The sequence below is a fragment of the Methylobacterium sp. WL1 genome, assembly GCF_008000895.1.
Classification (GTDB): Bacteria; Pseudomonadota; Alphaproteobacteria; order Rhizobiales; family Beijerinckiaceae; genus Methylobacterium.
In genome coordinates, this window is the sequence record NZ_CP042823.1 from 4,209,605 (window position 1) to 4,232,920 (window position 23,316).

At 67.5% G+C, this 23,316-nt stretch carries 22 protein-coding genes and 2 pseudogenes; 12 read left to right on the top strand and 12 right to left on the bottom strand.

Going from position 1 to position 23,316, the window contains the following annotated elements; all coding sequences use genetic code 11:
• Positions 1–40 precede the first annotated feature (40 nt).
• Positions 41–214: pseudogene (locus FVA80_RS20465) on the top strand (DUF4113 domain-containing protein); the annotation flags it as partial.
• A 273-nt stretch (positions 215–487) separates the two neighbouring features.
• Here FVA80_RS20465 and FVA80_RS20470 read toward each other — a convergent pair.
• From FVA80_RS20470 to FVA80_RS20485, 3 genes are all read right to left on the bottom strand, one after another.
• The gene (locus FVA80_RS20470) at positions 488–721 is read right to left on the bottom strand and encodes a hypothetical protein (RefSeq protein ID WP_147909904.1); all 234 of its coding nucleotides are present in this window, start codon (positions 719–721) and stop codon (positions 488–490) included.
• A gap of 434 nt (positions 722–1,155) precedes the next feature.
• Positions 1,156–1,341 (bottom strand): hypothetical protein, encoded by a 186-nt coding sequence (locus tag FVA80_RS20475; protein ID WP_147909903.1) that lies wholly within the window; start codon positions 1,339–1,341, stop codon positions 1,156–1,158.
• Between the two features lie 200 nt (positions 1,342–1,541).
• Positions 1,542–1,808, bottom strand: coding sequence for a hypothetical protein (locus FVA80_RS20485; protein ID WP_147909901.1), 267 nt, complete (start codon positions 1,806–1,808; stop codon positions 1,542–1,544).
• A 149-nt stretch (positions 1,809–1,957) separates the two neighbouring features.
• On the opposite strand from FVA80_RS20485, the gene FVA80_RS30640 reads away from it, so the two are divergent.
• The 9 genes and pseudogenes from FVA80_RS30640 (at position 1,958) to FVA80_RS20525 (ending at position 11,508) form a co-directional block, all read left to right on the top strand.
• Positions 1,958–2,113, top strand: coding sequence for a hypothetical protein (locus FVA80_RS30640; protein ID WP_187193444.1), 156 nt, complete (start codon positions 1,958–1,960; stop codon positions 2,111–2,113).
• Between the two features lie 216 nt (positions 2,114–2,329).
• Positions 2,330–2,608: a hypothetical protein gene (locus FVA80_RS20490; RefSeq protein ID WP_147909900.1), complete on the top strand. Its 279-nt coding sequence runs from the start codon at positions 2,330–2,332 to the stop codon at positions 2,606–2,608.
• 73 nt (positions 2,609–2,681) lie between these two features.
• Positions 2,682–3,290 (top strand): annotated as a pseudogene (locus FVA80_RS20495) (Na+/H+ antiporter NhaA); the annotation flags it as partial.
• Positions 3,291–3,421: 131 nt separating this feature from the next.
• Complete coding sequence (locus tag FVA80_RS20500) at positions 3,422–4,192, top strand: potassium channel family protein (RefSeq protein ID WP_147909899.1); 771 nt, start codon at positions 3,422–3,424, stop codon at positions 4,190–4,192.
• A gap of 765 nt (positions 4,193–4,957) precedes the next feature.
• Positions 4,958–6,126, top strand: a protein-coding gene (locus FVA80_RS20505) for an IS3 family transposase (protein ID WP_147911033.1) whose coding sequence is annotated in 2 segments (ribosomal slippage) — positions 4,958–5,222 and positions 5,222–6,126 — 1,170 coding nt in all. Because the reading frame shifts where the segments join, the coding sequence is not laid out codon by codon here.
• A 58-nt stretch (positions 6,127–6,184) separates the two neighbouring features.
• Positions 6,185–7,666, top strand: coding sequence for a DNA phosphorothioation-associated putative methyltransferase (locus FVA80_RS20510; RefSeq protein WP_187193445.1), 1,482 nt, complete (start codon positions 6,185–6,187; stop codon positions 7,664–7,666).
• A 712-nt stretch (positions 7,667–8,378) separates the two neighbouring features.
• Complete coding sequence (locus FVA80_RS20515) at positions 8,379–8,666, top strand: hypothetical protein (RefSeq protein WP_147910736.1); 288 nt, start codon at positions 8,379–8,381, stop codon at positions 8,664–8,666.
• A gap of 92 nt (positions 8,667–8,758) precedes the next feature.
• Positions 8,759–9,427 carry a hypothetical protein gene (locus tag FVA80_RS20520; RefSeq protein ID WP_147910737.1) on the top strand — a complete coding sequence of 223 codons (669 nt, stop codon included), beginning with the start codon at positions 8,759–8,761 and terminating at the stop codon, positions 9,425–9,427.
• Between the two features lie 1,112 nt (positions 9,428–10,539).
• Positions 10,540–11,508 (top strand): hypothetical protein, encoded by a 969-nt coding sequence (locus tag FVA80_RS20525; protein ID WP_147957864.1) that lies wholly within the window; start codon positions 10,540–10,542, stop codon positions 11,506–11,508.
• A gap of 93 nt (positions 11,509–11,601) precedes the next feature.
• Here the strand turns inward: FVA80_RS20525 and FVA80_RS20530 are convergent, their stop codons facing one another.
• Positions 11,602–12,015 (bottom strand): helix-turn-helix domain-containing protein, encoded by a 414-nt coding sequence (locus tag FVA80_RS20530; protein ID WP_147910739.1) that lies wholly within the window; start codon positions 12,013–12,015, stop codon positions 11,602–11,604.
• Between the two features lie 59 nt (positions 12,016–12,074).
• On the opposite strand from FVA80_RS20530, the gene FVA80_RS20535 reads away from it, so the two are divergent.
• Together FVA80_RS20535 and FVA80_RS20540 are read left to right on the top strand one after the other, a co-directional pair.
• On the top strand, positions 12,075–12,824 hold the full coding sequence (locus FVA80_RS20535) for a cation transporter (protein WP_147910740.1): 750 nt from the start codon (positions 12,075–12,077) through the stop codon (positions 12,822–12,824).
• Between the two features lie 82 nt (positions 12,825–12,906).
• Complete coding sequence (locus FVA80_RS20540; RefSeq protein ID WP_147911022.1) at positions 12,907–14,346, top strand: IS1182 family transposase; 1,440 nt, start codon at positions 12,907–12,909, stop codon at positions 14,344–14,346.
• Between the two features lie 331 nt (positions 14,347–14,677).
• On the opposite strand, the gene FVA80_RS20545 is transcribed toward FVA80_RS20540, so the two are convergent.
• From FVA80_RS20545 to FVA80_RS20580, 8 genes are all read right to left on the bottom strand, one after another.
• The gene (locus FVA80_RS20545) at positions 14,678–16,303 is read right to left on the bottom strand and encodes a hypothetical protein (RefSeq protein ID WP_147906426.1); all 1,626 of its coding nucleotides are present in this window, start codon (positions 16,301–16,303) and stop codon (positions 14,678–14,680) included.
• Between the two features lie 156 nt (positions 16,304–16,459).
• Positions 16,460–16,747, bottom strand: a complete 288-nt coding sequence (locus FVA80_RS20550) for a hypothetical protein (RefSeq protein ID WP_147906427.1) — start codon at positions 16,745–16,747, stop codon at positions 16,460–16,462.
• Positions 16,748–17,150: 403 nt separating this feature from the next.
• The gene (locus FVA80_RS20555; RefSeq protein WP_147906428.1) at positions 17,151–17,375 is read right to left on the bottom strand and encodes a hypothetical protein; all 225 of its coding nucleotides are present in this window, start codon (positions 17,373–17,375) and stop codon (positions 17,151–17,153) included.
• Positions 17,368–19,398: an AAA family ATPase gene (locus tag FVA80_RS20560; RefSeq protein ID WP_147906429.1), complete on the bottom strand. Its 2,031-nt coding sequence runs from the start codon at positions 19,396–19,398 to the stop codon at positions 17,368–17,370. The genes FVA80_RS20555 and FVA80_RS20560 overlap by 8 nt, the downstream gene beginning before the upstream one ends.
• Positions 19,399–19,578: 180 nt before the next feature.
• The gene (locus tag FVA80_RS20565; RefSeq protein ID WP_187193446.1) at positions 19,579–19,944 is read right to left on the bottom strand and encodes a hypothetical protein; all 366 of its coding nucleotides are present in this window, start codon (positions 19,942–19,944) and stop codon (positions 19,579–19,581) included.
• Positions 19,945–20,731: 787 nt separating this feature from the next.
• Complete coding sequence (qatD, locus tag FVA80_RS20570) at positions 20,732–21,463, bottom strand: Qat anti-phage system TatD family nuclease QatD (RefSeq protein WP_147906430.1); 732 nt, start codon at positions 21,461–21,463, stop codon at positions 20,732–20,734.
• On the bottom strand, positions 21,460–22,764 hold the full coding sequence (gene qatC, locus FVA80_RS20575; protein WP_147906431.1) for a Qat anti-phage system QueC-like protein QatC: 1,305 nt from the start codon (positions 22,762–22,764) through the stop codon (positions 21,460–21,462). The genes qatD and qatC overlap by 4 nt, the downstream gene beginning before the upstream one ends.
• Positions 22,761–23,303: a hypothetical protein gene (locus FVA80_RS20580; protein WP_147906432.1), complete on the bottom strand. Its 543-nt coding sequence runs from the start codon at positions 23,301–23,303 to the stop codon at positions 22,761–22,763. Before FVA80_RS20580 ends, qatC begins: the two co-directional genes overlap by 4 nt.
• Positions 23,304–23,316 lie beyond the last annotated feature (13 nt).

Consider the following 23,316-nt stretch of genomic DNA (forward strand, 5'->3'; position numbering starts at 1 on the left):
AATCGGCGCTCGACTTTTGCTTCGGCGCCGACGCCCACGACGATCCGAGCCGCTGATGGCAGCGATGGACGCCTGCAATGCACGCTGGGGGCATGGCTCAATGGTGCCGGCCCGTGCGGGACTGGTGGCCAAGCAGGAAGGGAACGCGACGTTCGAGATGCGCACCCAGCGCTACACCACCCAGGTGGGCACCCTGCCGATAGCCCACACCTGACTATGGCCCGAAGCGATGGTGTGAATGCAGCCTGGGAAGGACGTCAGCTTCACGGCTGCGTAAAACGGAGCCTGCCGGCGATTGTTTGCTGAGGTCGGTCGGCATACGTCGATCACGTCGGATCGCGATGGCGCCGCTGTCCTGCAGCCCTCCCAAGGGCGTTTCCTCCCAAGGGCGTTTCCTCTCAAGTATTCGGGCCGCCCCTTCGGGCGTGGCCTTTTCGTATCTAAGCGTGGTCGAGGCGGTCGAGAGCCGGGATTTAGAGCGTCGTCGTCACCCGGCCTCGGCCAATTCATCGACACTGGAGGCGACGGTGAAGCCTTCACGATCGAATACAGTGTAGATCACCACCGCCGGCGCCGCGTCGAGGCTGGCGATATGTGCGACAGCGGCCTCTCTAGCGCTCGCTACCGTCTCGTAGGGATCCGGCAGTTGATACATGCGCGTCTCTACCTCCTCATCGGATGAGGCAGGCTCGGCAATCGTGACTTCGATCGTGTAAGACATGCCCGTACGCCCCCTGGTTCAGTGAAAAACACCAAAAAACCATAGCAATAAAATGATCGGCAACGGTATTCCGATCAGCCATAGCAACCCACCGCGTAGCATGTCCGCCTCCACTCGTTCGTCCAACTCGCTCGGTTCTCAGCGATTGCCAATCAGAAACGCACGAGAACCAGAAAGCGATGCGTGCCCTCAGAACGAAAGCTGGGGAGATTGCCGAATGCTGACCGAATAACCCGCAGACACCTCTTCCTGCCTGCACGCCCAAGCACTCCGGCGCGAGCAAGGGCCAGGCTGGCCTCGCATCCCCGTTCCCGGCCGGCATGCCGGCGCGCTCGCGATCTGGGCGGCAATCGGAGGCTCGCACGTCAGCAACACCAGGATCCTGGCGCGTGTGTTCTTGCGCAGCCGCGTGCCGGTGCGTTCCACGCACGCCGCTACTGCAACCTCCCGGTCCCGGCGTTCAGGCCCAGGCAGATGGCCAGCGCGAGCAGATCGCCGGCGGTGAGCCACACACCGCCATCCACGCGCCAGTGTTCGAAATCGTCATCGGCCTCGACGGTGTGGCCGCGGGACGTGATGACGGCCACGGCCTCGGCGATCGGGTCCGAATCCTCGAGCATGCGCTATGCCGACGCCACGGTCATCCGGCGGCGCGCTTCAGCAAGGCGCTCGTCGTCCGCTACATCGGGCATGTCGGCCGCGACCTTCTCGACGATCTCGCGCGTCATCGCCTCGTCCAACCCAAGGCCGCGGGCGAACCCATCGAGGCGGCGCATCATATGCTGCGTTGCAGTCCGATCGGGCGGGGACGGTTCATCGCTCATCCCTGGACCGGGAAGCCCATGAGGACAGCGGTCATCACCATCGTGCGCCTCAGCCCCGGGGTGGTGGCCTCTTCCGCCAGCAGTTTCTTGGCCTGGGGGTGCATCTCGATCGCCTTGGCTACGTCGACCCGGTGACCGGACTTGAAGACGAACGGCTCGGCGTTGGCATCCGTCAGGTAGGCGGTCGTAGCCGCTGCGATCTCGTCGTCCGTCACCTCGGACTTGCGGCGCAGGTCGACGACGCTGGGGATTTCTTTGGCCATGCGGTAGAGCTACAGCGCCCTGCCCGGGGCGTCCATCAGGCCGCCACTCGACGCCAGCTTGGCCGTATTAGGTTTCAGCCCCGATAGGGCGCATAGGGTCTCATCCCTCAGCGCAATCCCGTGCCCTGGGCCACGACACGGAGGCCGAGATGGCGCTCGAACTCAAGACCGGCAAAGCGCAGAGCGTCACGGCAGAGGACTTCAACGAGCGGGTGAAGCGCCTGCTCGCAAACAAGCCCGACCCGCAGAAGGCTGAGCCAAGGGGTAGAAGCTTCAAACCCAGCAAGCCCCCGACGAACACCTGAACAGCGACTACGTCGGCCGGGCGGCCATAACATCACGGCTCGCCCGGCCCGCGCGCACGCTCCCACCGCGTCCGCGGCTGGTGTGCGCCACATGATATCGTCGAGATCCCGTCGCCACGTGACCACGTTACAACGTGGCAGCGCGATAACGTTGTCACCTCCTGCGCGACGGTCTACTTTCCGATAAAAATCCATTTTAGGACCTCAGAAGACTACATGCCATCAACGCCTCCTCGCCTCTCATTCTCACACGCTGGGCAGGACTTCATCGTCAAGGCGCGGCCGGTCGCGGACGGCATCGAGGTTCGCGGCTTCTGGCATGCCCGTTCACGGGGTCGGACGCGGTTCTTCGTCGTCGTGCCGTCTGAGGCCATCCAGAAGGCCCAACGGCCTGACTGGGCCGATCCGGTACAAGCCGCATTGAAGCTCGTGCGGACCCGGATCGTCACGGCGCTCGACGAAGGCGAGCCGCTCGTCGAGGAAACCCAGCCGTGAGAACCGACATCGCCCTCCCGTCACCGATTGGCCTGCAAGCCTTCGCCGACAGGGCCAGAGGGTATGCCGGTCGGCGGACGATCCGACCTCGCCACTGCACATCCTGGAGCACGCGGTCCATCCCGGGTCAGCTGACCTGATCCTGCCGGCCTTCGGCTGCGCCGACGCGGGCGTATCGCTGGCGGGAAACACGCCGCGGGTGCTCCTCGACCCGGCGACCGGAGTTGAAGACGAACGGCTCGGCGTTGCGCTCGGCCTGTTTGTGGGCAAGCAGGCCGGGGGGGGGCGGGCTCGCCCCCGCTGCCGTGAGGCTCGGGCTGGCGCAGCGCCCCCCCATACCGGATGGTGGGGGGTCTACGGCGTTTCGCTCCTCTGCGGCGTCGGCTTCACCGTGAGCCTGTTCATCGGTCTGCGCGCCTGCGCAAAGGCGCCCGGGCTTGAGGCCGAGACCCAGGTCGGCGTGCTGATCGGCTTGCTGGCCTGCATGGCCCCCGGGGCGCTGGTGCTGCGGTTCGCCCCGGCCGGCCCGGCCCGGACCTCAGCCAGCGCCCAGCCGCTGCACCCGGCCGCATCAGCCTTCCTCGACCTCCCAGAACCGCGTGAAGCATCGTGCCGCCTCAGTTCCCAGGGCGCCGTCCCGGCGCCATCGACGGCCGTCTGTCCGATATCATCCTCGCCCTGACGGGGGTTCTACTCCTCGGGATGGGTGCCGTGATGGTGCTGTCGTGGCTTTTGGGGGATGAAGCGGGCGCCGTGGCCGGGTACGGCATCACGCGGGATTTCTGAGATCCACCCCTTACGGCCCTTCAACCAATGACGACGTTCACCGCGACGCTGCGCGAGCTCTACGAGGAGGACACCGGACGCGCACATCGCTTCCGCTACGGCCTGCTCGTCTTCGACGTCGCGACCATCGTCTTCGTGGTCGTCACCTCGTTCCTGCCGCTAAGCCCCTGGATCGTTGCCAGCGACGTGGCGCTTGGCCTGTGCGTACTGCTGGACTTCGCGGCCCGTCTGTTCATCAGCCCAGCGCCGCTGCGCGAGTTCCGGCACCTCAGCACCTGGACGGACGTGGTGGCGGTGGCCTCGTTCCTCGCCCCCGTGCTGGTCGAGGGCGTCGGCTTCCTGCGCATCCTGCGGACCTTGCGCCTGCTGCGGACCTACCACCTCTTGGAGCGGCTGCGGCAGGACAGCGACCTGTTCCGCCGCAACGAGGACGCGATCCTGGCCGCGACCAACCTGGTGGTCTTCGTGTTCACGATGACCGGCATCGTCTACGCCACGCAGCACGGCTCCAACCCGGCCATCCAGACGCCGGTCGACGCGCTGTACTTCACGGTGACCTCGCTGACGACGACGGGCTACGGCGACATTACCCTGCCGGGGCCGACCGGCCGGCTGTTGTCGGTCTTCGTGATGATCTGCGGCGTGACGCTGTTCTTCCGCCTCGCGCAGGTGGTGTTCCGCCCCTACAAGGTTCGCTTCCCCTGCAACGCATGCGGGCTGCAGCGCCATGAGCCGGACGCCGTGCACTGCAAGGCCTGCGGCACCCTCCTCAACATCCCCGACGAGGGTGCCTACTAGGGGCGAGATCTGACGCTCGGCACCTGTAGGAAGGATCTGCTACCGGACCCAACCCAGCCGTCGGGAGCTCTGCGGCCGCTCCCCCCAAAGCGGTCGTTCGTCAAACGGCCGGCGACTTCGGCTCGGGGTGAGATGCGGATATTGACCGACCGCCCGCAAGCGCACGTTAGGCGATAGAGGCAGGGCGCCACGAGCCGACCGGCCAATCGCTCAGCGTCGCGTCTCGCAAGCGGACCGGGAGAGGGACGGAGAATAGGAAGCGGTCTCGCAAAGCCAAAATCGGAGCGAAAGAAGGCCGGGACGCGCATCTGAAAGCACCAACCTGAACCAGATGCCGTTAGGTATCGAAGCGACCTGGGACACCGCGAACCGGCTGGTACATTTGTTGATACACGCACGAAAATGACGCCTCTATTGGGCGTCGGCTCAGCGCGGTCTCCCTCTGTCAGAGGGTCTAGTTGATCAAGTCAGAAGAGCTTTAAGTGGCGGAGAGGGGGGGGACTCTCGAAGCCGATCCGAAAAGCCTTTTGGTCGCAGAGACTTGTCACGTGCGCCTATAAAACATGTGTACCTATGCAATGCACCATTGGGCTACGGTCCGCAAGGATCCGATCAATCGATCAAGGGGATAATCCGACCATTCATTCCTGATCGGCAGCACCTGCCTTTCCGGCTGTTTCGGCGAGCTGCAACGGGGCTGTGGCCTGCCCCCTGAAAAGTGGTCCTCCCTGATGTATGGCTTTGGGCCATTTGGAGGATGTTTTTATGGGACGGAAGAAGCATACGGCTGAAGAGATCGTCGCTAAGCTGCGGCAGGTCGATGTCCTGGTCTCGCAGGGTCGCAAGGTTGCTGAAGCAATCCGGTCGATCGAGGTGACCGAGGTTACGTATTACCGTTGGCGTTCCGAGTACGGCGGTCTGAAGGGTGATCAGGTCAAGCGGCTGAAGTCCTTGGAGACGGAGAACCTGCGTCTGCGTCGGGCGATCTCGGACCTGACGCTGGAGAAGCTCATTTTGAAGGAGGCAGCTTCGGGAAACTTCTGAGCCCGGCTCGCCGCCGGGCTTGTGTCGACTACGTCGTTGCCGAGCACGGTGTGTCCGAACGCTTCGCTTGCCGTGTCCTGGGTCAGCATCGTTCGACGCAGCGCAAAGTCGCCGTGATGGTCGAGGACGAGGCTGCTTTGACGGCTGCTATCGTCGCCCTGGCTCTGCAGTATGGGCGCTACGGCTACCGTCGGATCACCGCGATGCTCCGGCGCGATGGCTGGACGGTGAACGTGAAGCGGGTCGAACGGATCTGGCGCCGCGAGGGCCTCAAGGTTCCCGCTCGCCAGCCGAAGCGGTCGCGCCTCTGGCTCAACGACGGCTCCTGCCTTCGCTTACGGCCCGAGCGTCCCGACCACGTCTGGTCCTACGACTTCGTCGAGCACCGCACGCACAATGGACGCAAGTACCGGATGCTGAACGTCATCGACGAGTTCACACGCGAGTGCCTGGCCATCCGCGTATCTCGTAAGCTGAAGGCATTGGACGTGATCGATGTACTCTCGGACCTGTTCAGCCTGCGCGGGGTGCCAGGGCATATCCGCTCGGACAACGGGCCGGAGTTCATCGCCAAGGCCGTTCAGGACTGGATCGCGGCGGTTGGATCAGCGACCGCCTACATCGAGCCGGGCAGTCCGTGGGAGAACGGCTATTGCGAGAGCTTCAACGCGAAGCTGCGGGATGAACTTCTCAACGGCGAGGTGTTCTACACCCTCAAAGAGGCCAGCGTCGTGATCGAGCAATGGCGGAGGCACTACAACAGCATCCGGCCACACTCCTCACTCGGCTACCAGCCACCTGCGCCCGAGGTCGTCATCTGGCCAACCGAACCGAGCGGCTCAGGGCCGCTCGCTCACCCCGCCATCGTCACGCGACCGACGATGCACTAACTTCGAACCTGGGCCACCGAATGGGGGCAGGCCACTGGATGGGCACGAGTTGGTTCCCGTGGCGCCGCCGCCCGTCGAGATCGCCCGCCACCGGACGGCCATCGCCAGGAACAGGCTGTCGGCTCCGATGCAGTCCCTCGTGCGGCACGACTTCGTCGGGCCGGGCACCACCGTCCTGGATTACGGGTGTGGCCAAGGCGACGACGTGCGCGCGCTTGTCGACGGCGGCGTCGACGCGTTCGGCTGGGACCCCCACTTCCGGCCCGATGGGAGGCGCGCCCCGGCGGACGCGGTCAACCTAGGCTTCGTCCTCAACGTCATCGAGAAGCCGGCCGAGCGTATCGAGACCCTGAGGCTGGCGTGGTCCCACTGCCGCCGCGTCCTCGCCGTCGCGGTCATGGTCGCCGGTCACCGCCCTACGGCTGGCCTTCGGCCCTACGGGGACGGCTTCGTGACCTCGCGCGGGACCTTCCAGAGGTACTTCACCCCGACCGAGCTCAAGGACATGGTCCGGGACGCGCTCGGGGTGGACGGGTTCGTCGTGGGACTGGGCGTAGTCCTGGCGTTCCGGGACCCGGCGGACGAGCGGGCGTTCCTCTACCGGCGTCAGGTCCGGCGCGTCGAGCGAGCCATCACGTTCCGTCCGCCTCCCAGGGAGCGTGCGACCTACTCTCGGGAGCCGCTCGCGGAGCGGATGAGGCCGACCCTCGAAAGGTTTTGGCTCACCGTTATGGACCTGGGGCGGGAACCGGCGACCGAGGAGCTGCCGCCCGACGTCGCGCGGGAGCTCAGGGGATCGAACGTTTCGATCCCGCGGGCGCTTGCATGGTGCGAGGGCCTTTACGACCGCGAGGATCTCGATAGGGCCGCGGCGGCGCGACGGGAGGACCTTCTTCTGTACTTTGCGCTCGGGACCTTCACGAGGTCCGTGGCCCTGAGCGACCTCGCCTCCGGACTGCGGCGCGACGCACGGGTGTTCTTCGGCGGGGTGACCAAGGCAAAGGAAGCCGCGATGGCCTTCCTGTTCACGCTCCGCGATCCGGACCGGATCCGCGATGCCTGCGATGCCGCCATGGAGGCCGGCGTGGCGCATGCCGAGCGGCGGGGCATGATCCATTTTCGCCGAGAGAGGAAGGACGACCTTCCTTTGCCGTTGCGCGGCGTGGTGGGTTGCGCCAGCGTCCTCTACGGCGATCTCGACGACGTCGAGATCATACGCCTGGACAGCGACAGGCTGGTGGTCTCGCTGTTGTACGTCGAGGAATTCGACGCAAAGCTGCCCATTGTCGTTCGCGAAGCGAAGGTGGACCTGAGGAAACAGACCATTTCGGATAGGACCTTGGACGCCGAGGATCGGCGCATCGTGCTATCGCGCTCGGCCTACTCCATCGACGACGGCGACAGGTCGGAGCGGAGGGCGATCGAAGCGCGCATCAGGGGGCTGTTGGTCCTGGACGAGGCCGTGATGACCGTCAGGCACGCCGACGTCGTCCGGGCGCTCGACGATGCGCGGAAGGCCATGCTCGGTCGCTCGGCGTGAGCTTATCCGTCGAGACCGTGTCGGCGCATCCCGCCGGCACGCGAGGCCGGCACCAAGGCGGCCGAGGCAGTTAAGGCCCTGCTCGGCATCCTCTGGGACGGCGGACCGGCCGGTCTAGCGAGCGGGGATCTGGCCATGGCGATGCATGGCGCGGGCGTGACGTCGGAGGCCACCGAGACCGCGAAGGCCACGCTGCCCGGTGTTGGCCTCGTGCGCTGCGAAGACCAGCGCTGGTTCGTCGATGGTCCCGGATCGGTATCCGGATGCGTGCCCCGATGCCGAAGGTGGAGGGGCGCTTGCCCTAAGCGGAACAGGTGCTCCTCGGTCGCCGGCCGCTCGATGTCTTGGAGGCAATGGTCGATAGGCTGGGGAACCGGCTTCTCGTCGAACCCCGAGCTCTTCGACTGAGGCGCCATCTCAGGTAGGTTTGTTGGCGAACCCCCAACTAAGGCCTCTAAGTTTGTTGGCGGAAATCGAACAAACCCAGCCGATCTTTGTTCGGTTTGCGCCAACAAGACGGGGACGGTTTGTTGGCCGACCGGGAGCAACGGCTCCATGGTTTGTTGGCGGAATGCAAACAACGGTCGGTCGCGCGGGGGCGAAGGGGGCGAGTTCGGATCCCGCGCCCGAACGGACCACGTTGTGGGTTTCGAAATGAAGGTCGGCCACGCTCGCGGACATGGACGTCCGCGTTTCCCTAGTCGACTTTCGGATGGCCAGCCGAGCCGTCGAGGAGGCCCATCGCGCGGGCCGCGGAGCCTTGGAGCGCAGCGCGGTCGCGTTCGGGGTCAGGCGGGCCGTCGTGATGGCGGCCATCGACCGCGTGGAGACAGCGCTCGGTGGCATCCCGTTCTTCGAGGTCCGGGTCCGCAGGACCGGTTCGCTTACCCCCGCCGGCGACGCGTTCCGGCAGAGGTGCCCGAAGCTGATCCGATCATGGGAGGCCATGCTGCCGCAAGGGTCGGACGCACCCCATGACGGCATCCGGGGCCGAGCCTAACCTGAACGCGAGGTCGTTGCTCCTGCAGCTTGGGACATCGCCTCGAAGCCCTCGGCAACCTCGCCTTCATCCGGCGCCGCGATGCTTTGGGAATGGCGCACATCACCCTGGACGAAGCGAAACCGTATCTCCTCGCCTCCGGGTACGAGACGGCGAGGTCGACGGGACCGATCACCCGGCGAGGCCCCGCGATGGTGGCCCTGGCGTTCGGATGCGGGCTGCAGAGAATGGAGATCGTCGCCCTTCGCCGGCGCCATTGGCGGCCGGGCGGCGAGGATGTCGTGGACGTCGACCTGGCGGACGAGACCGTGGACGGCAGCCCGGTCAAGTCGAGGAGGCGGATCCTGCCCGTGGCCCCCTACCTGGGCATGATGATCGACGCGTATCTCGCCGCATGGCCGGGCATCGAACCGGACGACCGCCTCTTCCGGAACGACGACGGAAACCCGGCGACGGTCACGAGCGTCATGGTCCAGATGCGCAATCCCGCACGCCGGTCGGGGGTGAGGCTGACGCTGCCCGCGTTCGCCGCGGCCTTCGTCACCTCGGTGGGACGGGCCGACGACGAGCACGGGCTGGTCGAGTACCTGGTCGGCGCGATGCCCCCGGACGGGTCGAGATGGGCCGACGCCCACCCGGCGACGGCCTCGCTCCGGACCATGTTCAAGGCTCGCCTGGCGATCTGGCAGATCGACCGTTCGTTCTGGCACGCGCCGACCGGTCGCGGCGCGAGACACCGGGACGAGGAGGGTTCGCGGTAGTTAGATACCGCGAGACGCTGCGTTGCGGGTTGTGATCCGATCCGTGGGGTCGGGCCAGAACGCAAGGGATGTTTCCCACGTCCGGACGTACCTCCGCAGCCGGCCAAGCGGAGGCCCCGTGACCGTTTCCGCCCCGAGGTCGTCGGGTCATCGCGGACGGTGATGCCCTTCGCATGAACGAAAAGAACCACTGCGGGTATGGTTTCACGGCCCGCCGAAACGGCGCGGGTTCCGCATGATCCTCGCACGAGCCAGCCGACTTCCCGTGGCATCGGATACCAGGACGAGGAGGGTCTGCGGTAGTTGGATACCGTGAAACAACGCAGCGTCGGTTTCGGTCTGGTATGCGAATTGGACGGTATCGGGTCATTCGCGCTAGGTTTCGACGAAGCCAAACGGCATGGGATGCCATCGTTCGACACCGAAACGCGTGGTGTCACGTCCCCGCGCCCCCCGCGCGGGGCAGGGCGATAGCGATGGCCGATCAGGCACTTGAGCCGCCCGCGGCGAAAACCGGGTGACGCATCGGTAGCGGCGGCCTCGCCCCGTGCCCGTCCACCGACCGATCCGGACCGGCATCGCCCTCGCGGTGGAGAGACCCTGATCGTGCCGACCGCATCCGTGCCCGCGACGTGGTGACCGTGGTACACCCAAACGCCCGCGGATGGAACGGGATCGCATGAACCGCCACCATCACGACCTGCTCGGGCGCCCCGGCTGGACGGCCCTCTCCGTCCTCGTGATCACGCCCTACGTCGGGCGCGCGTTCTTCGAGCGGCTCCTGGCCGACCTGCGGCCGGCGCGCCTGTCCGCCGTCGTCGACGGCAACTGCCGGCCCGGGGACATGGACATGATCCGGTCGCTGGGGTCGGGCGGCACCGTGGTCGAGGCGGCGCTCGGACGCGTCCGCGGCCTGGTCCACGCGAAGGTCTACCACGTCGCCTGGCTCACGCCCGGCGGCACCCGCGCCCACACCCTGGTGTACGGTTCCGGGAACGCGACCCGGGCCGCGTTCGGCGGCGGCGGGAACGCCGAGATGATGTGCCGGGCCCGCCTCGTCGCCAGGCGCCACGCCGCCGTGATCCGCTGGGCGGAGGGCGTGGAGGACGGCGGTGACGGCCGCCTGCGACGGGCGCCGCACGCGGATCGGGCCCCATCCCGACGTCCGGCTCGCCGAAGGCATCGTCGTCCGCCTGCCGGCCATGTGGGTCGAGCCGGCCGACGCGCCCGCCGGCAGCCTCGACCTGTGGCTGCAGCGCGGCCACATCGTCTCGGAGTACCGTCCCGACCCCGGGTTCCTGCGCATCTCCGTCGAGCTCCTCAGGGACCTGCCGCCCGGCGTCCTGGAGCGCAGCGTGAACGCGCTCGGGTTCGAGACCGCGCCCAGGCGCAGGCTCACCAGGCCCTACGTGCCGATCCCGGGCGGCGGCGGCGGGGACGAACGCTGGAAGGCGAGGTACTTCGCCTGGACCCAGCTCGGCGCGTGGTGCTCGGCGTCCTGCCGCGCCGAGCACGGGCACCTGTTCGTCAAGGCCGGCCATCGAGGTCGCCTGCAGGCCCTGGAACGACTGCGCCGGCTCGCCGACCCGATGCTCCTGAGGCAGGGGAAGGCCCGCCACCTCGCCGACCTGGGACGTCTCTGGTCCGCGTTGGGGCGCGATGCGGCGAGCTATCTCCGGTCCGCCGGCCGTGGGTTGGATCGCGACCATTACGCCGGCCAGTTCGAGGATCTCGTGAGACATCATCTCGTCCTCGTCGACGATCCCGAGTTCCGCGACCGCTACGTCACCGGCTGCGAGGTCATCGACGTCCCTCGCTTCCGTGACGACGTCAGGGCCTGGCGGGCCTTCGTCACCAGCCTGGCGCGCCAGCTTCACGTCGAGGGCATGAAGCGCAGGAGCAACTCGCTTCTCTTCCAGCGGATGCGCAAGGCCTTCGCCGGCGTCGCGGACGACCCGTTCCAGGATCCGAGCGAGCTCGTGGCGACGTTACGAGGGCGCTGGGACACCACGCTGGATGTTGACGGGAATGGCCGCGACACGCTTGGCCGGTTCATGGATGCCTACCACCGGGACGATTAGGACGACGACACTCGGACGAAGTGAGAAGGGACCGCCGTTCGTTGGTATGATCGTGGGAGCTTCGTCCGGTTTGGGTGGAAGGCAAACTGTTTGCTAACCGGCGATTAAAGCTGGATCACCAAGCGCTTCGATCACCCGGCAGTCGCTTACCCGCCCACGCCCGCAGGCATCAAGGGAATGCTGCAACTCGCGGCGCAGAGAAACAAGCCGGGCGATACGACGGTCGATGTCCTCGACGTGGCGGCGGGCGATGCCATCCACCTCGGCGCAGGGGCGGTCGGGTTGATCGCTCAGCGCTAGCAACTCACGCACGGCAGGCACGTCGAAGCCGAGTTCGCGGGCGTGGCGGACGAAGTTCAGCCGCACCACGGCGGCTTCATCGTAGCGGCGTTGCTGGCCCTCGGTGCGCGTTGGGACGGTGAGCAGCCCGACCTGCTCGTAATAGCGGATGGTCGCCACCTTCACGCTCGTGCGCCGAGCCAGCTCGCCGATTGAAATGTCGCTCATGGCCCTTGAACCTCTAGTGGCTAGAGAGCCTATCTGAGGAGCCGGAAGGAAGACACCCGATGGCTGATAGCTGCTGCAAAAGCGAAACTGCCTGCTGCGAGTCGCCCGCGCTCGCGTTGCTGGGACAGCCCGTGCAGGCAACGCCTGCCGCAGCCTGCGGCACGGCGGCGGACACCTGCTGCCCGAAGGGTGTGCCGGTGTTCGACGGGGTGGACCCCCGCTACAAGCGCATCCTCTGGACCGTTATCGGCATCAACGGCGTGATGTTCTTCGGCGAGATGGCGGCGGGCCAGCTTGCTGGATCGCAGGCGCTGAAGGCCGATGCGCTCGACTTCCTGGCCGACACCGTGACCTACGGCTTATCTCTGGCAGTCATCGGCGCGAGCCTGCGCACCCGGGCTACGGCGGCGCTGGCCAAGGGCGTCTCTCTGTTCCTGATGGCACTGTGGGTGTTCGGCTCGACCGTCTACCAGACGCTGATCCTCGGCGTGCCAAAGGCGGAGGTCATGGGCATTGTGGGCGAGCTGGCGCTGGCGGCCAATCTCGCCTCGGTTCTGCTGCTGCGGCCCTACAAGGACGGAGACGCGAACGTGCGCTCGGTCTGGCTGTGCTCGCGCAACGATGCCATCGGCAACGTCATCGTCATGGGCGCGGCGCTGGCCGTGTGGGGCACGGCGACGGCTTGGCCGGATCTGCTCGTCGCTGCGATCATGGCGGGGATCTTTCTCACGTCGTCGGTGCAGATCCTGAGGCAGGCATGGGCGGAGTACCGCGACGGTGAGGAAGCCCATCCAGCCCCGGCCGAGTAGCTGCTAAAAGGCTGCTTCGGGTCGAGGCTGTGTCAAAAGTCCGGTCTGAGATAGACTTACGGCCTCATCTGCGGAGGTCGGCATGGGTCGGTTCGTCGAAGGGCAGGACCGTCGGCAATCCTGGTTGCTGCCCAGTTCGCTGGACGACTATGTCACCGCGGATAATCCGGTTCGCGTGGTCGAGGCCTTCATCGACGACCTCGATCTGGGCACACTGGGCTTCAACCGCTTCGAGCCCGCAGCGACGGGGCGGCCCGCGTATGATCCGGCCACGCTCCTGAAGCTCTACCTCTACGGCTATCTCAACCGGGTGCCGTCTAGCCGGCGGCTTGAGCGTGAAGCGCAGCGCAACATCGAGGTGATGTGGCTGACCGGTTGCCTGGCTCCTGACCACAAGACGATCGCCAACTTCAGGCGCAACAACGGGCCTGCGATCCAGGCGGCCTGCCGGCAGTTCGTGGTGCTGTGCCGGAATCTGAGGCTCTTCGCCGGGGCGACCGTCGCCTTGGACGGCTCGAAGTTCAAAGCGGTCAACAACCGGGACCGCAACTACACTGTGGCCAAGGTCGCCAAGCGCCTGGAACAGGTGGATGCCAGCATCGCCCGCTACCTCGCGGCGCTCGACCGAGCGGATCGAGAAGGCAACGACGTTCCCGAGGCGCGGACGCAGCGTATCGGCGAGAAGATCGCCGCTCTGCGCCGACAGATGGCCTTCCTGCGCGAGATGCAGGAGCGCGTGGAGGCCGCGGACGACGGACAGGTCTCACTCACCGATCCAGACGCGCGCTCGATGGCGACGAGCGGGCGCGGCACGGGCATCGTCGGCTACAACGTCCAGATCGCCGTCGATCCCGAGCATCATCTCGTCGTGGCCCATGACGTCATCAACGAGGGACACGACCGAACCCAGCTCGTTTCGATGGGCGGTCAGACCAAACAGGCCATCGGCGCGGAGGAGGTCACGGTCCTGGCCGATCGCGGCTACTACAACGGCGACGAGGTTTTGGCCTGCGAAGGCACGGGCATCCTGCCGGCTATGCCGCGGGCCGACACGTCGGGTCGAGCCAAGAAGGGGCTCTTCGTGCGCGCCGACTTCGTCTACGACGCCGCGGCCGATCACTACGTCTGTCCCGCCGGCGCTGTGCTGACGAAGTCTGCCGCGCGCTCCGATCGACACGGCGACATCGACCAATACCGCAATCTGGAGGCCTGTCATGCCTGCGCGATGCGGGCGCACTGCACGACCGAGAAGGTCAAGCGCTTCAAGCGCTGGAAGCATGAGGCGGTGCTGGAGACCATGCAGAGGCGGCTCGATTCCATGCCCGACGCCATGGCGGTACGGCGCGCCACGGTCGAGCACGTCTTCGGAACGTTGAAAGCTTGGATGGGCAGTACGCCGTTCCTGACGAAGGGCTTGAAAGGCGTGAGAACCGAGATGAGCCTCGCGATCCTCGCCTACAACGTGAAGCGGATGATCCGCTTGTTCGGCGCAGCTTGGCTCATCCAGGCCATTCGAGCCTGAAGCGGTCCACCGCGCTGCCGTCATCATCTTGCGGATCGGCGCTAGCGGCCACGATCAATGCGTTTTGACACGGCCTCGGTCGGAAGCAGCCCATCCCTATCATGATGGAAGCAACATCCGGTCTTCTCATGCCAAGCAGACGGCCCAAGCCCGCGGTCTCGACGCAGCATGTGGCTTCGAGCACAGCTCCCCGAACGTTCATACGCCAGGGTGGGCGAGCCCGAGAAGGTATACCATTGAGGTGCCTCGACCTCGGCGGGGCGAGATCCCATCCCGAAACGGAAACGCCGCCCCGGCGTGCGGGGCGGCGTCCACGTGCAGGGTTCGGCGCTCAGGAGGCGCGGGGTCCCCTACGCGGGGTCAGCGGCTTCCGCCGGCGGAGGGGCTGCCTGACGGACCGCCCGGCGAGCGGCTTCTGATGGTTGCGCCGGACCCGCTGGGCGCCGAGGGGCCTCGGCCGGTTCATCCGGGCGTGGTAGGCCTCGGCGGCGGGGTCCTCGGTCTCGACGGTATCCCACCCCTTCGCGACATGGTCCCTTCCCCAACGGCGGTTGACCTTCTGGCCGGCCAGCGTGCTTTGGAGGTAGGTGTCCTGGATGGTGCGCACGCTGAGGCCGATGGCCTGGGCGGTCTCGTACACCGTCCTGCCGTCGAGCATCATCCAGGTGACGGCGGCGTGCCTGAGGTGGTGGACCTGGAGATGGGGCAGGCCGGCATCCGCGACGGTCTCCCACCAGGTGTCCTGGATGTGGCTGTTGTACTGGGTGCCGTCGGGATGGTGGATTACGAAGTCGATGTGGCGCTTGTTGTCAGCCCTCAGCCAGATGTCGGCGAAGACCCCGAGCTTCGGCCGCATGACCGAGGACCAGCGCGGCTTGCCCTCCCGGGCATCCTCTCCGTGACCGCGTCGGTGGATCGTATCGTTCACGACGTCGATGCAGCCGCGGGACTTATGAAGGACCCAGGACAGGCCGGTCAGCGCGCCGTGGCGGGTGCCCGAGTACACGCCGACCAGCGCCAGACGCGCGACCGCGCGACGGTGCCTGACGGTCTTGCGCGTGCGGCGGACGTACCGGACGACCGTCTCGCCGGTCTCGGGATCCTCGACCGTCTCGGTCTTCCAGCCGCCCCTGCCCTTTAGGAAGACGCGCTTGAACCGCGCGTCGGGATCGCGGTGACCGCCGACCAGGATCACGTGGTAGCCATCGCCGTGGGGATCCCACACGTAGCCCCTGGAGGCCATCAGCACGCGGGCCATGCCGTTGCGCGTGAGGAGGAAGGTGCGCCGGTTGCGACGCCTCCGGTCGTCGATCACGGGCGTCCAATCCAGGACGAACTGCCTGTGGAAGGCCTCGATGGCGCGGCGAAGGTCGCCGAGCTCGTTGCGCGCCGTCGCCTCCGAGACGCGCGGGGCGGTCTCCGCCTCGTTGTACGTCGCATTCGGCTCCAGCATCCGCGTGTTGACGTACCCGGTGACGGACTTCTCGTCGATGCCCCGCAGCTTGCGCGCCCCGAGCAATCGCTTGAGGGTGTCGAGCCGGCCCTTCAGGCCCCGGTACCTCGCACCCTCGCGCTTCGAACTGTTGGCTGCCGGCTTCGTCTGGTCGATGCGCCAGTCGATGATCTCCCCCAGGGTGACCTCGGAGGCGCGCACCTTGCCGTCGTCTTCGAGCCTGCGCGTCATCAGCGCGATGGCGAGCGCGGCTTCCGCCTCGCCCCGTCGCGATGCGGGCAGCCCGAGGGAGCGGACCTTCCCGTTCGTCCTCAGGCAGCACTGGGGCTCCCCGTCGACGGGACGGTCCTTACGCGTGATGATTTCCGGCATCTTGGGCTTGGGCCCGCCCTTGCAGGCATGGCCCATCGCCTGCCCGAGCTGCTCGCCGATGGCAGCCCTCAGGCGCTCCGCCAACTTGTACCTGGCCTTCGGGGCCGCGGATTCTTGCGAATTCCCGCTCATGTCGCTATCGTCCTCGTGTCGATGCGGCCCTCGGGCCGCGTTGCGCGCACGACGATCCGGCTCGTCTCGCCAAAGCTTCGCCGGATCGTCTTCGATCTGCCCGTGAGGGCGGCAGCCCCGTCGGTTCGCCGGCGGGGTTTCTCGTTCATGGGCCCGTCATGGGACGGTGCCCGGACACTTCGCTTCCTCCCTCGCGCCTCCCTGCCTGCGACGTCCCCTGCCCATGGCCCTGATGCCGGCGGGGGTCGTGAAGAACTTCCCGGCCAGGACCACCACGTCCAGGTCGCCCTGCCGCACGGCCGTCCTGAGCGTCGTCACCGTGATCGGCCCGCCCGGCCAGAACAACTTCGCCGCCTCGGCCAGGGTCAGCAGCTCGTCCTCCCCCCATTCCGATGGCCCTGGCCTCGCAGCGATCCGGTCGGGACGTCCGTTCTTCAAGGCCAAGATATTCTCTCATCTTGCATGGTTGCAGTCAAACAGGCAGGTTTCAAGTATTGAATAGTTTGTTCTTGTTTACTTGACTGATGCACATCGGCAATCCTTACGCCTTTGTCCATTGGTTCGGATGATCGGTCCTTGCACGTCCGGGCCGGACGGACCCACGGGAGGGCCAGGCCGCGACCGTCCGCGGGATGCATCCCTGGCCGATTCCCAGCTGACGCCAACGGCTTGGCCTGCATCGGGGCGCCGGGCATCATGCCCCGAGCGGGTCGCGCCTCCGTCCCGCCGGCGTGGAAGGACGGACGATCGTCTCCCCCCTGCCCGGGACGGAATTTTTTTTCGGGGGCGGTCGCGACGGCCGTCGGAGCATCGGCCCGTCCTCGGACCGAGCCGATCCATTCTCGGCTCATCGCTCCTCCCCCCGACTTCGTCTCGCGCCGGCGAGATCGATCACGTTGCCGTCGGGCGGGAGGCACCGCCTCCGCTTCAGGGCCCTGCGTTCGGCCTCGACCATCACCTCGGCCGCGACCGCGAGCCGCGCGCGCTCGACCGCCGCCTCGTAGACGCCGGCGCCGAGCTCGGTCCTGATCTCGACGAGGGAACCCAGCAGGGCCAGGACTTGCTCATCCATGGCGCGGCTCCCCCTGCCTGGGGGCGATGGACCTATGGCCATGAATGTCGGCCAATCGGTGGAAGGCCGCCCCGTCCACGACGCGCCGCTCGACCAGCAGGCGTGCGACGGCCTCGACGAGGGGCCTGTGACGGTGGACGAGGGCGAGGGCGACCCCGTACAGCCGTTGTAGATCCTCCTCGGCGGCGGCGCGGATCCTGGGATCGCGCTCAAGGACCTCGGCGGCGCGCTCGATGGACGAGCGTCGCACGAGGGTGCCGGCCATTCCGAGCGCCACGTGGCGCGCCGCGACGAGCGTGGTCGCCTCGCCAAGGTCGACGTGGCTTCCGGAGGAAACGCCCAGGCCGAGGGCCTCCTCGGCGGCACGTCCCCCCAGCAGGCCGACGACGTGGGTCTCGATCCCGGCCGGCGTCACCATCGCGTCCTCGCCGGGCGTGGAGACGGTCATGCCACCGGTATCGCCGGACGCGACGATGCTGATCCGTTGGACGGTGCCGCCGCCACCAACATGCACGCAGACGGCGTGACCCGCCTCGTGGGCCGCCCGGCGCCAGATCGCCGTCGCGGAACGTCCGTCGGCGGGCGCGGCCCGGCGGATCAGGTCCTCGACCGTCATCGCCCTGCCGTCGAGCCGCGCGGCATGCCGGGCGCTTTCCACCCACGACCTGGCCTCCGCCCCGGAGGCCCCGACCCCGACCGCGGCGACGCCGTCCAGGTCCGCGTCGGCGAGGTCGTCGCGCAGGTGCTGGCGCAGGATGCCGGCCAGGGCGACGGCGTCCGGGGGCTCGATGCGGATGACGCCGCCGAACCTGCCGGGTCGCAGCAGCGCTGCGTCGATCCGGTGCGGCGCATTCGTGGCGGCGACCACGATGATGCGCGAGGCATTTGCCCCGTTCAGGCCCAGGCCGTCGAGGAACGACAAAAAGGATCCAAGTATAGGCATCCAGTACGATGCATGCCTATCCTCGCCGCCGGCCCTCGTCGGGAGGGCGTCCGCCTCGTCGAACGCCAGGATGCACGGCGCAGAGGACGATGCGCGCAGCAGATCCTCCTGCATTCGACGCAATACATCGTCCAGGTAGCCCGAGCCGGCGAACCAGCTTGCGACGGAGGTGGTCACGACCGGTATCTGGCAGGACCGGGCGAGACTGCGCATCAACGTGGTCTTGCCGAGGCCCGGAGCGCTCGCAAGGCAGGCATTGAGCGTGCCGGCGGGCCATGGCCCCTCGCCCCGGCGCCATGCACGGACGCTGGCGACGACGCGCCGTGCCCACGCACCGGCCTCTCCGTAGCCGACGAGATCCTCGACCGGCGGCGCGTCGTCGTAGCCGCCGGCCACCATGGTCCTGGCGCCGGCGGTGGCCTCCAGTCGCCTGACCGCGGCCGAGGCGGTGCCGCCGGTCCGGATGGCCGCGAGGAAATCGGGGTAGTCCAAGCCTTGGACGGACGTCGGCATCCTGCGCGGACGCGTACCGGTCGCGTCGCGGATCACGGACCGCAGGACCGCGGCGGAGGGGTGGCCGACGCTCACCCGAAGGTCGCACGCGTCCATGTACGACCGCGGCACGTAGCGTCCCGGCAGCCAGGAAACGACGGCGACGCGACTGCCCATCGCGAGGAGTTCGACCAAGGCGGTCTCTCCTTCCGAAGCCAGGAGCTTGGGCTTGGCGGCGGCATCGCGCGCCTCGCAATGCGTCCATGACCCCATCGCCGAAACGGCGCGGCGTAGGGGCTGGACCCATGCGGGCGTCGGGGCCTCGATCAAGACGGACAGGCCGCGGGTGGTGGCGAAGCGGCGCGCTTGGGCCCGCGTCATCGCCGCGGTGAGCGCGGCCTTCGCCAACGTGTGGACGGGGGAGGTGACGGTGACCGGAGCGGCTTCCGTAGGCTCGTCTTCGCCTTCGAGGAAAGCCTCGGCGGCGAACGGGTCGCTCGCGCGCTCATGCTCGAAGGCACCCTTCCGGGCGGCCCGGTTCAGGTGGTCGAGCCGCTTTCGCGGGGACTGCTTCTTCGTGGAACTCATGGCGGCCTCCATCGCGAGGCCGCCGTGCGCGTCGATGCGCGTCGGTCAGGCCCGGCGGGGTGTCTCGGATCGGACGGAAGGATCGCGCACCGCGGTCGTGCGGCGGCCGGGCTGCCTGTCGGCAGCACGCGGTTTCGAGCGCTCGTGGGGGGACATCGGATGCTCCTGGACGGTGGTGGCCTATTCGGCGGGGGCGATGTCGAACCCGTCGAAGTCGATCCGGCGGGCCGACGCCGAGACCTGGATGCCTGCCTTGGCCGGCGCGGCCCGCTCGCGAAGCCTCTCGGCCTGCCGCTCGGCCTCGATCATGGCGGCCCTGCCGAGGGCCACGAGCACCGCGGCCACGATCCGGGCGAACGCCTGCGCGGGGAAGGTCTCGGCGGCCATGGTCAGACGGCGGAAAATCTCGCCCACGTGCCGTGCCCGGTCCTCGGTGTCGGGCGGGGAAGTGACGAGACCCGACGGGACGGTGGCGTCGCCGACCTTGGATGGATCGCCATCGCCTCGGGGGCGGTCCTCGGTGGTGGCGGTGGAACTCTCGATCATGACGGCTGCCTCCGCGCAGGGGCAGCCGGGCGCGCTTCGGCGCCGGGTCAGCCCCGGGAGATGTCGGAAGGGCGCATGGGCGCCCGTGACGGGTCGCGCCCGAGCGGGGCTCGGACGAGGACGACCGGTTTTCGAAAGGTGGGGATCGGGATCATCGGGTGGTGTCCGTAAGGGGCCTCCCGGAGCGGCGCGACGAGGCGTGCGGCTATCTGCGTGAGGGGGAATCGGCGCGCACCGGCTCGGGTTTTCCCGTCCGGCTCGCCTGGCGTTTCATCGTCGCGAACATGGACTCTTAAGTGCGGGTAAAGCGTCGAAAATGCAAGTATTCTCGAAAGGGGATCTAGCGATCACTGTGGAAAACTCGTTCTCTCTTGTCGTCTGCAAGTGGACGCAAGTGGAAAGTAAATCGCGTAGCGATCCTGAAAACGATTCAATCGCAAGGACCTACCGGGTGTCGTTCGCCGGAGGACGCTCACGTGGTCGAGGCACTCCGCCGCGGGCAGTGGATCGCCGTTATCGACGATGATGGACCGTCCGATGTCCGCGCGCCCGACCAAGTGCGCACCCGAGGTTGTCTCGTAGCGCCTCGCCCATTGGATCTCCGCCTCGGGAGGGCGCGCGAACATGCCCACGCATGTCTCGGTCGATTCGTTCGTGGGAGCGTGGCGATCCCACCATGGTTCGGAAGCGCGGCTCGCGGCGTAGCGCGTAGTTTGTATCGTTACACGCTACGTCATACGGCGTGGCTGACGTTCGGTTTCCCGTGGGACGTCGGAGCCCTGGGTCGTCAAGCGACCAGCCGACGTAGGTTGGACCTGAGGGTCGACGAAACGACATGCGCCGGTTCGTCCCAAAGGTCCGCCAGGATCGGCACGACGCGCTCGGCGTCCCACGGCGAGAGGGGCTTGCCATCGGCCTGCCCGAAGGGTCCGTCCGTCTCGGGCAGGACGCGGTCCCTCGGCATGAGCGCCGCCAGCGTCCGGCCGTTCCGGGAGGCCAACATGGCCGGTCCGACGCTGAACCAGCATCCGAGGTCCATGGCGCGGAGAAGCTCCTTGGGCGAGCCCGAGTACCAGTGCATCACGGGCGTGCCCATGGCAGCCGCGCCGGCCACCTCGATCTCGTCGAGGACCTGGGACGCCGCCATCCGGGAGTGGAGGCTGACGATCCGGCCACCCTGGCTCGCGCAGGTCCCGAGGATCCTACGAAGGACCTCGCGCTGGAGGCCCATCGACGAGCGATGGTCCGGGGAGCCGTCGAGACCGACCTCGCCGACGTATCGGGTCCTGACCAGCGTCGCGCAGACGAGCCCGACCTCGTGGTGCCGTTCCCTCACCAGCTCGGGATGGAGGCCGACCGCGACGCGGATGCGGGCGACGTCGCCGACGTAGCGAAGGTTTCCCTCGAACGCCCTCGGGGTCGTCGTCACGGCGAGGACGTAGGTCCCGCGCCTGGCCACCTCCGCGATGACCTCGGCCGGTCTCGTGTACAGGTCGAGGTGGCAGTGGAAGTCGATCAAGCCAGTCCGACCGCGTGCATGAAGTCCCTGATCTCCAGCAACCCGCGTTCCGCGACCCTTCGATAGGGCTCAGGGTCCGGCACTTTCAGCGCCGAGATCGCGGGGCCGATCCAACGGCGCGCGCCGCGACGCCGTACCGTATCGATAGCCGCCAGGCATTGCATCACGTCGTCGTAGCGGCTGAACGCCTCCTGACTGAACGCCCCGGCCGGCTCGGGCTTCTTATATGACGGGGTGGTCATGTCCCCGGCCACGGATCCGGTGAACTTCAGGAAGGCCGACCTGCGCACGAGGCACGGCAGGCATTGCCCGCAATGCCGGTTGATCCGACCGCCGCGCCCGCAACTCATGGAGGACGGTGCGAGGCGGCTCAGGAGCGCCCCGTCGGAGCATTCCAGCATCATCTCGCCCTTGGTCTTGTGCCGGTAGTCATTCACGAGCCGCACCCTGATCCCGAGCTCACCGAGCAACGCCTGCATCGCGTCGAGGAAGCGGGGGTGTGTTGTGCGGGTGCTCAGGCTTCCCAGGCGCAGCGGCGTTAGGGGGACGTTGAGGGATATGAACCCGTTCTCCGGCACGTGGAGGTCGACGGTCCCGCCGTCCCTGTAGCGGTCGAGCGTCGTGGCGCCGAGGATGCCGAAGGCCAGGAAGGCGAGCGAGCGCGGCCGCTGCGAGATCTCGGGGTTGGGGGCGTCAGTCCTGGCGTTGTGGTTCAGCGACAGGACCCTGTCCTGAGCGCCGACCGCCTCGGCGAAGGTGTCCTGCTTCTCGCAATCCCCCTTCACCCGGTTGCTGACGAAGAGGGGGATTTCCCCGGCCGTATGGAGGTCGATGGCACCGATGAGGCTGTCGAGGCCGCCGGAGAGAAGCGACACGCACGTTTCCTGACGTCGGCCGACGGCATGGGCGGGCGGACGTGGCTGGATGCCGTCCCCCACGAACGACAACGTCCAGACGTCGCCGGTGAGGAAGCGCAGCATCGCCTGGACGGATGGGGCCAGCCGGTTCCAACGGTGCGGATCCGTGACCGCGACGGTCAGGTGGATCGGTCGCGTCCAACCATCCTCGCTCACCGCGGCCCGATTGACGTGACGGTCGGCGGCGATGGTCGCCATGGCGAGGGCCAGGAAGTCCCAGGCCTGTGGCGGGGGCGTCCTACCGAGCGCACGGTGGGTTTCCCGGATGACCTGGGTGCCGACGCTGCCGACCATTCCGGGTCGGTGCGGTTCGAGCAACGCGATCCGCGCGTCGAAATCGAGCCCGGCGGCTGGCACGTGATTGGGAAGGACGGCAATCCTCATTCCGCCCACTCCCCGTACACGTCGAACACCGCGGCGTTCACCTCGCGCGCGACGGCGTCGGACGTCGCCCTGTCGACGACGCGGCCCCGGGCCTCGAACGCGGTCATCTGCTCGCGATAGCTTTCGAGGACGAAGCCCCTGATCTCGAAGCGACGGTCGTTCAAGAGGACGGCGTTCCCCCTCGCTCCCCGCTGGAGGCTCGGACCGAGGTCGAGCATGATGTTGTCGAACACGTGATAGGCCAGCGTCCTGAGCCAGACCTCGCGCGTATGCTCGACCGGCATCGCGAAGGCGTCGATGTCGGGGTGTTCGCCCAGGACCTCGCCGAGGGCCTCGTTGACCGCGATGCGACCGGCCCCGTCGTCGAGCGTGGTGTCGTTCGCGCAGATCGCATCGACGAGCGCGTCGATGATGTCCTCGACCGGACCGCCGGCCAAAGTGGCCGGATCGAACCCGAGCTCCGCGGGGGTGATCGACCCGTCGGCGACCCGGCTCAGGACATCGTAGGCCCGCCCAGCCGAGGTCGCCGCCTGTCCCATACGGGCCGCGGCG

Bases quoted from the DNA above. Each gene is read 5' to 3' on its own strand.
- FVA80_RS20470 (WP_147909904.1), bottom strand. From the start codon at position 721: ATGTCTTACACGATCGAAGTCACGATTGCCGAGCCTGCCTCATCCGAT.
- FVA80_RS20475 (WP_147909903.1), bottom strand. From the start codon at position 1,341: ATGCTCGAGGATTCGGACCCGATCGCCGAGGCCGTGGCCGTCATCACG.
- FVA80_RS20485 (WP_147909901.1), bottom strand. From the start codon at position 1,808: ATGGCCAAAGAAATCCCCAGCGTCGTCGACCTGCGCCGCAAGTCCGAG.
- FVA80_RS30640 (WP_187193444.1), top strand. From the start codon at position 1,958: ATGGCGCTCGAACTCAAGACCGGCAAAGCGCAGAGCGTCACGGCAGAG.
- FVA80_RS20490 (WP_147909900.1), top strand. From the start codon at position 2,330: ATGCCATCAACGCCTCCTCGCCTCTCATTCTCACACGCTGGGCAGGAC.
- FVA80_RS20500 (WP_147909899.1), top strand. From the start codon at position 3,422: ATGACGACGTTCACCGCGACGCTGCGCGAGCTCTACGAGGAGGACACC.
- FVA80_RS20515 (WP_147910736.1), top strand. From the start codon at position 8,379: ATGGCCAGCCGAGCCGTCGAGGAGGCCCATCGCGCGGGCCGCGGAGCC.
- FVA80_RS20520 (WP_147910737.1), top strand. From the start codon at position 8,759: ATGGCGCACATCACCCTGGACGAAGCGAAACCGTATCTCCTCGCCTCC.
- FVA80_RS20530 (WP_147910739.1), bottom strand. From the start codon at position 12,015: ATGAGCGACATTTCAATCGGCGAGCTGGCTCGGCGCACGAGCGTGAAG.
- FVA80_RS20535 (WP_147910740.1), top strand. From the start codon at position 12,075: ATGGCTGATAGCTGCTGCAAAAGCGAAACTGCCTGCTGCGAGTCGCCC.
- FVA80_RS20540 (WP_147911022.1), top strand. From the start codon at position 12,907: ATGGGTCGGTTCGTCGAAGGGCAGGACCGTCGGCAATCCTGGTTGCTG.
- FVA80_RS20545 (WP_147906426.1), bottom strand. From the start codon at position 16,303: ATGAGCGGGAATTCGCAAGAATCCGCGGCCCCGAAGGCCAGGTACAAG.
- FVA80_RS20555 (WP_147906428.1), bottom strand. From the start codon at position 17,375: ATGGATGAGCAAGTCCTGGCCCTGCTGGGTTCCCTCGTCGAGATCAGG.
- FVA80_RS20560 (WP_147906429.1), bottom strand. From the start codon at position 19,398: ATGAGTTCCACGAAGAAGCAGTCCCCGCGAAAGCGGCTCGACCACCTG.
- FVA80_RS20565 (WP_187193446.1), bottom strand. From the start codon at position 19,944: ATGATCGAGAGTTCCACCGCCACCACCGAGGACCGCCCCCGAGGCGAT.
- qatC (WP_147906431.1), bottom strand. From the start codon at position 22,764: ATGAGGATTGCCGTCCTTCCCAATCACGTGCCAGCCGCCGGGCTCGAT.
- FVA80_RS20580 (WP_147906432.1), bottom strand. From the start codon at position 23,303: ATGGGACAGGCGGCGACCTCGGCTGGGCGGGCCTACGATGTCCTGAGC.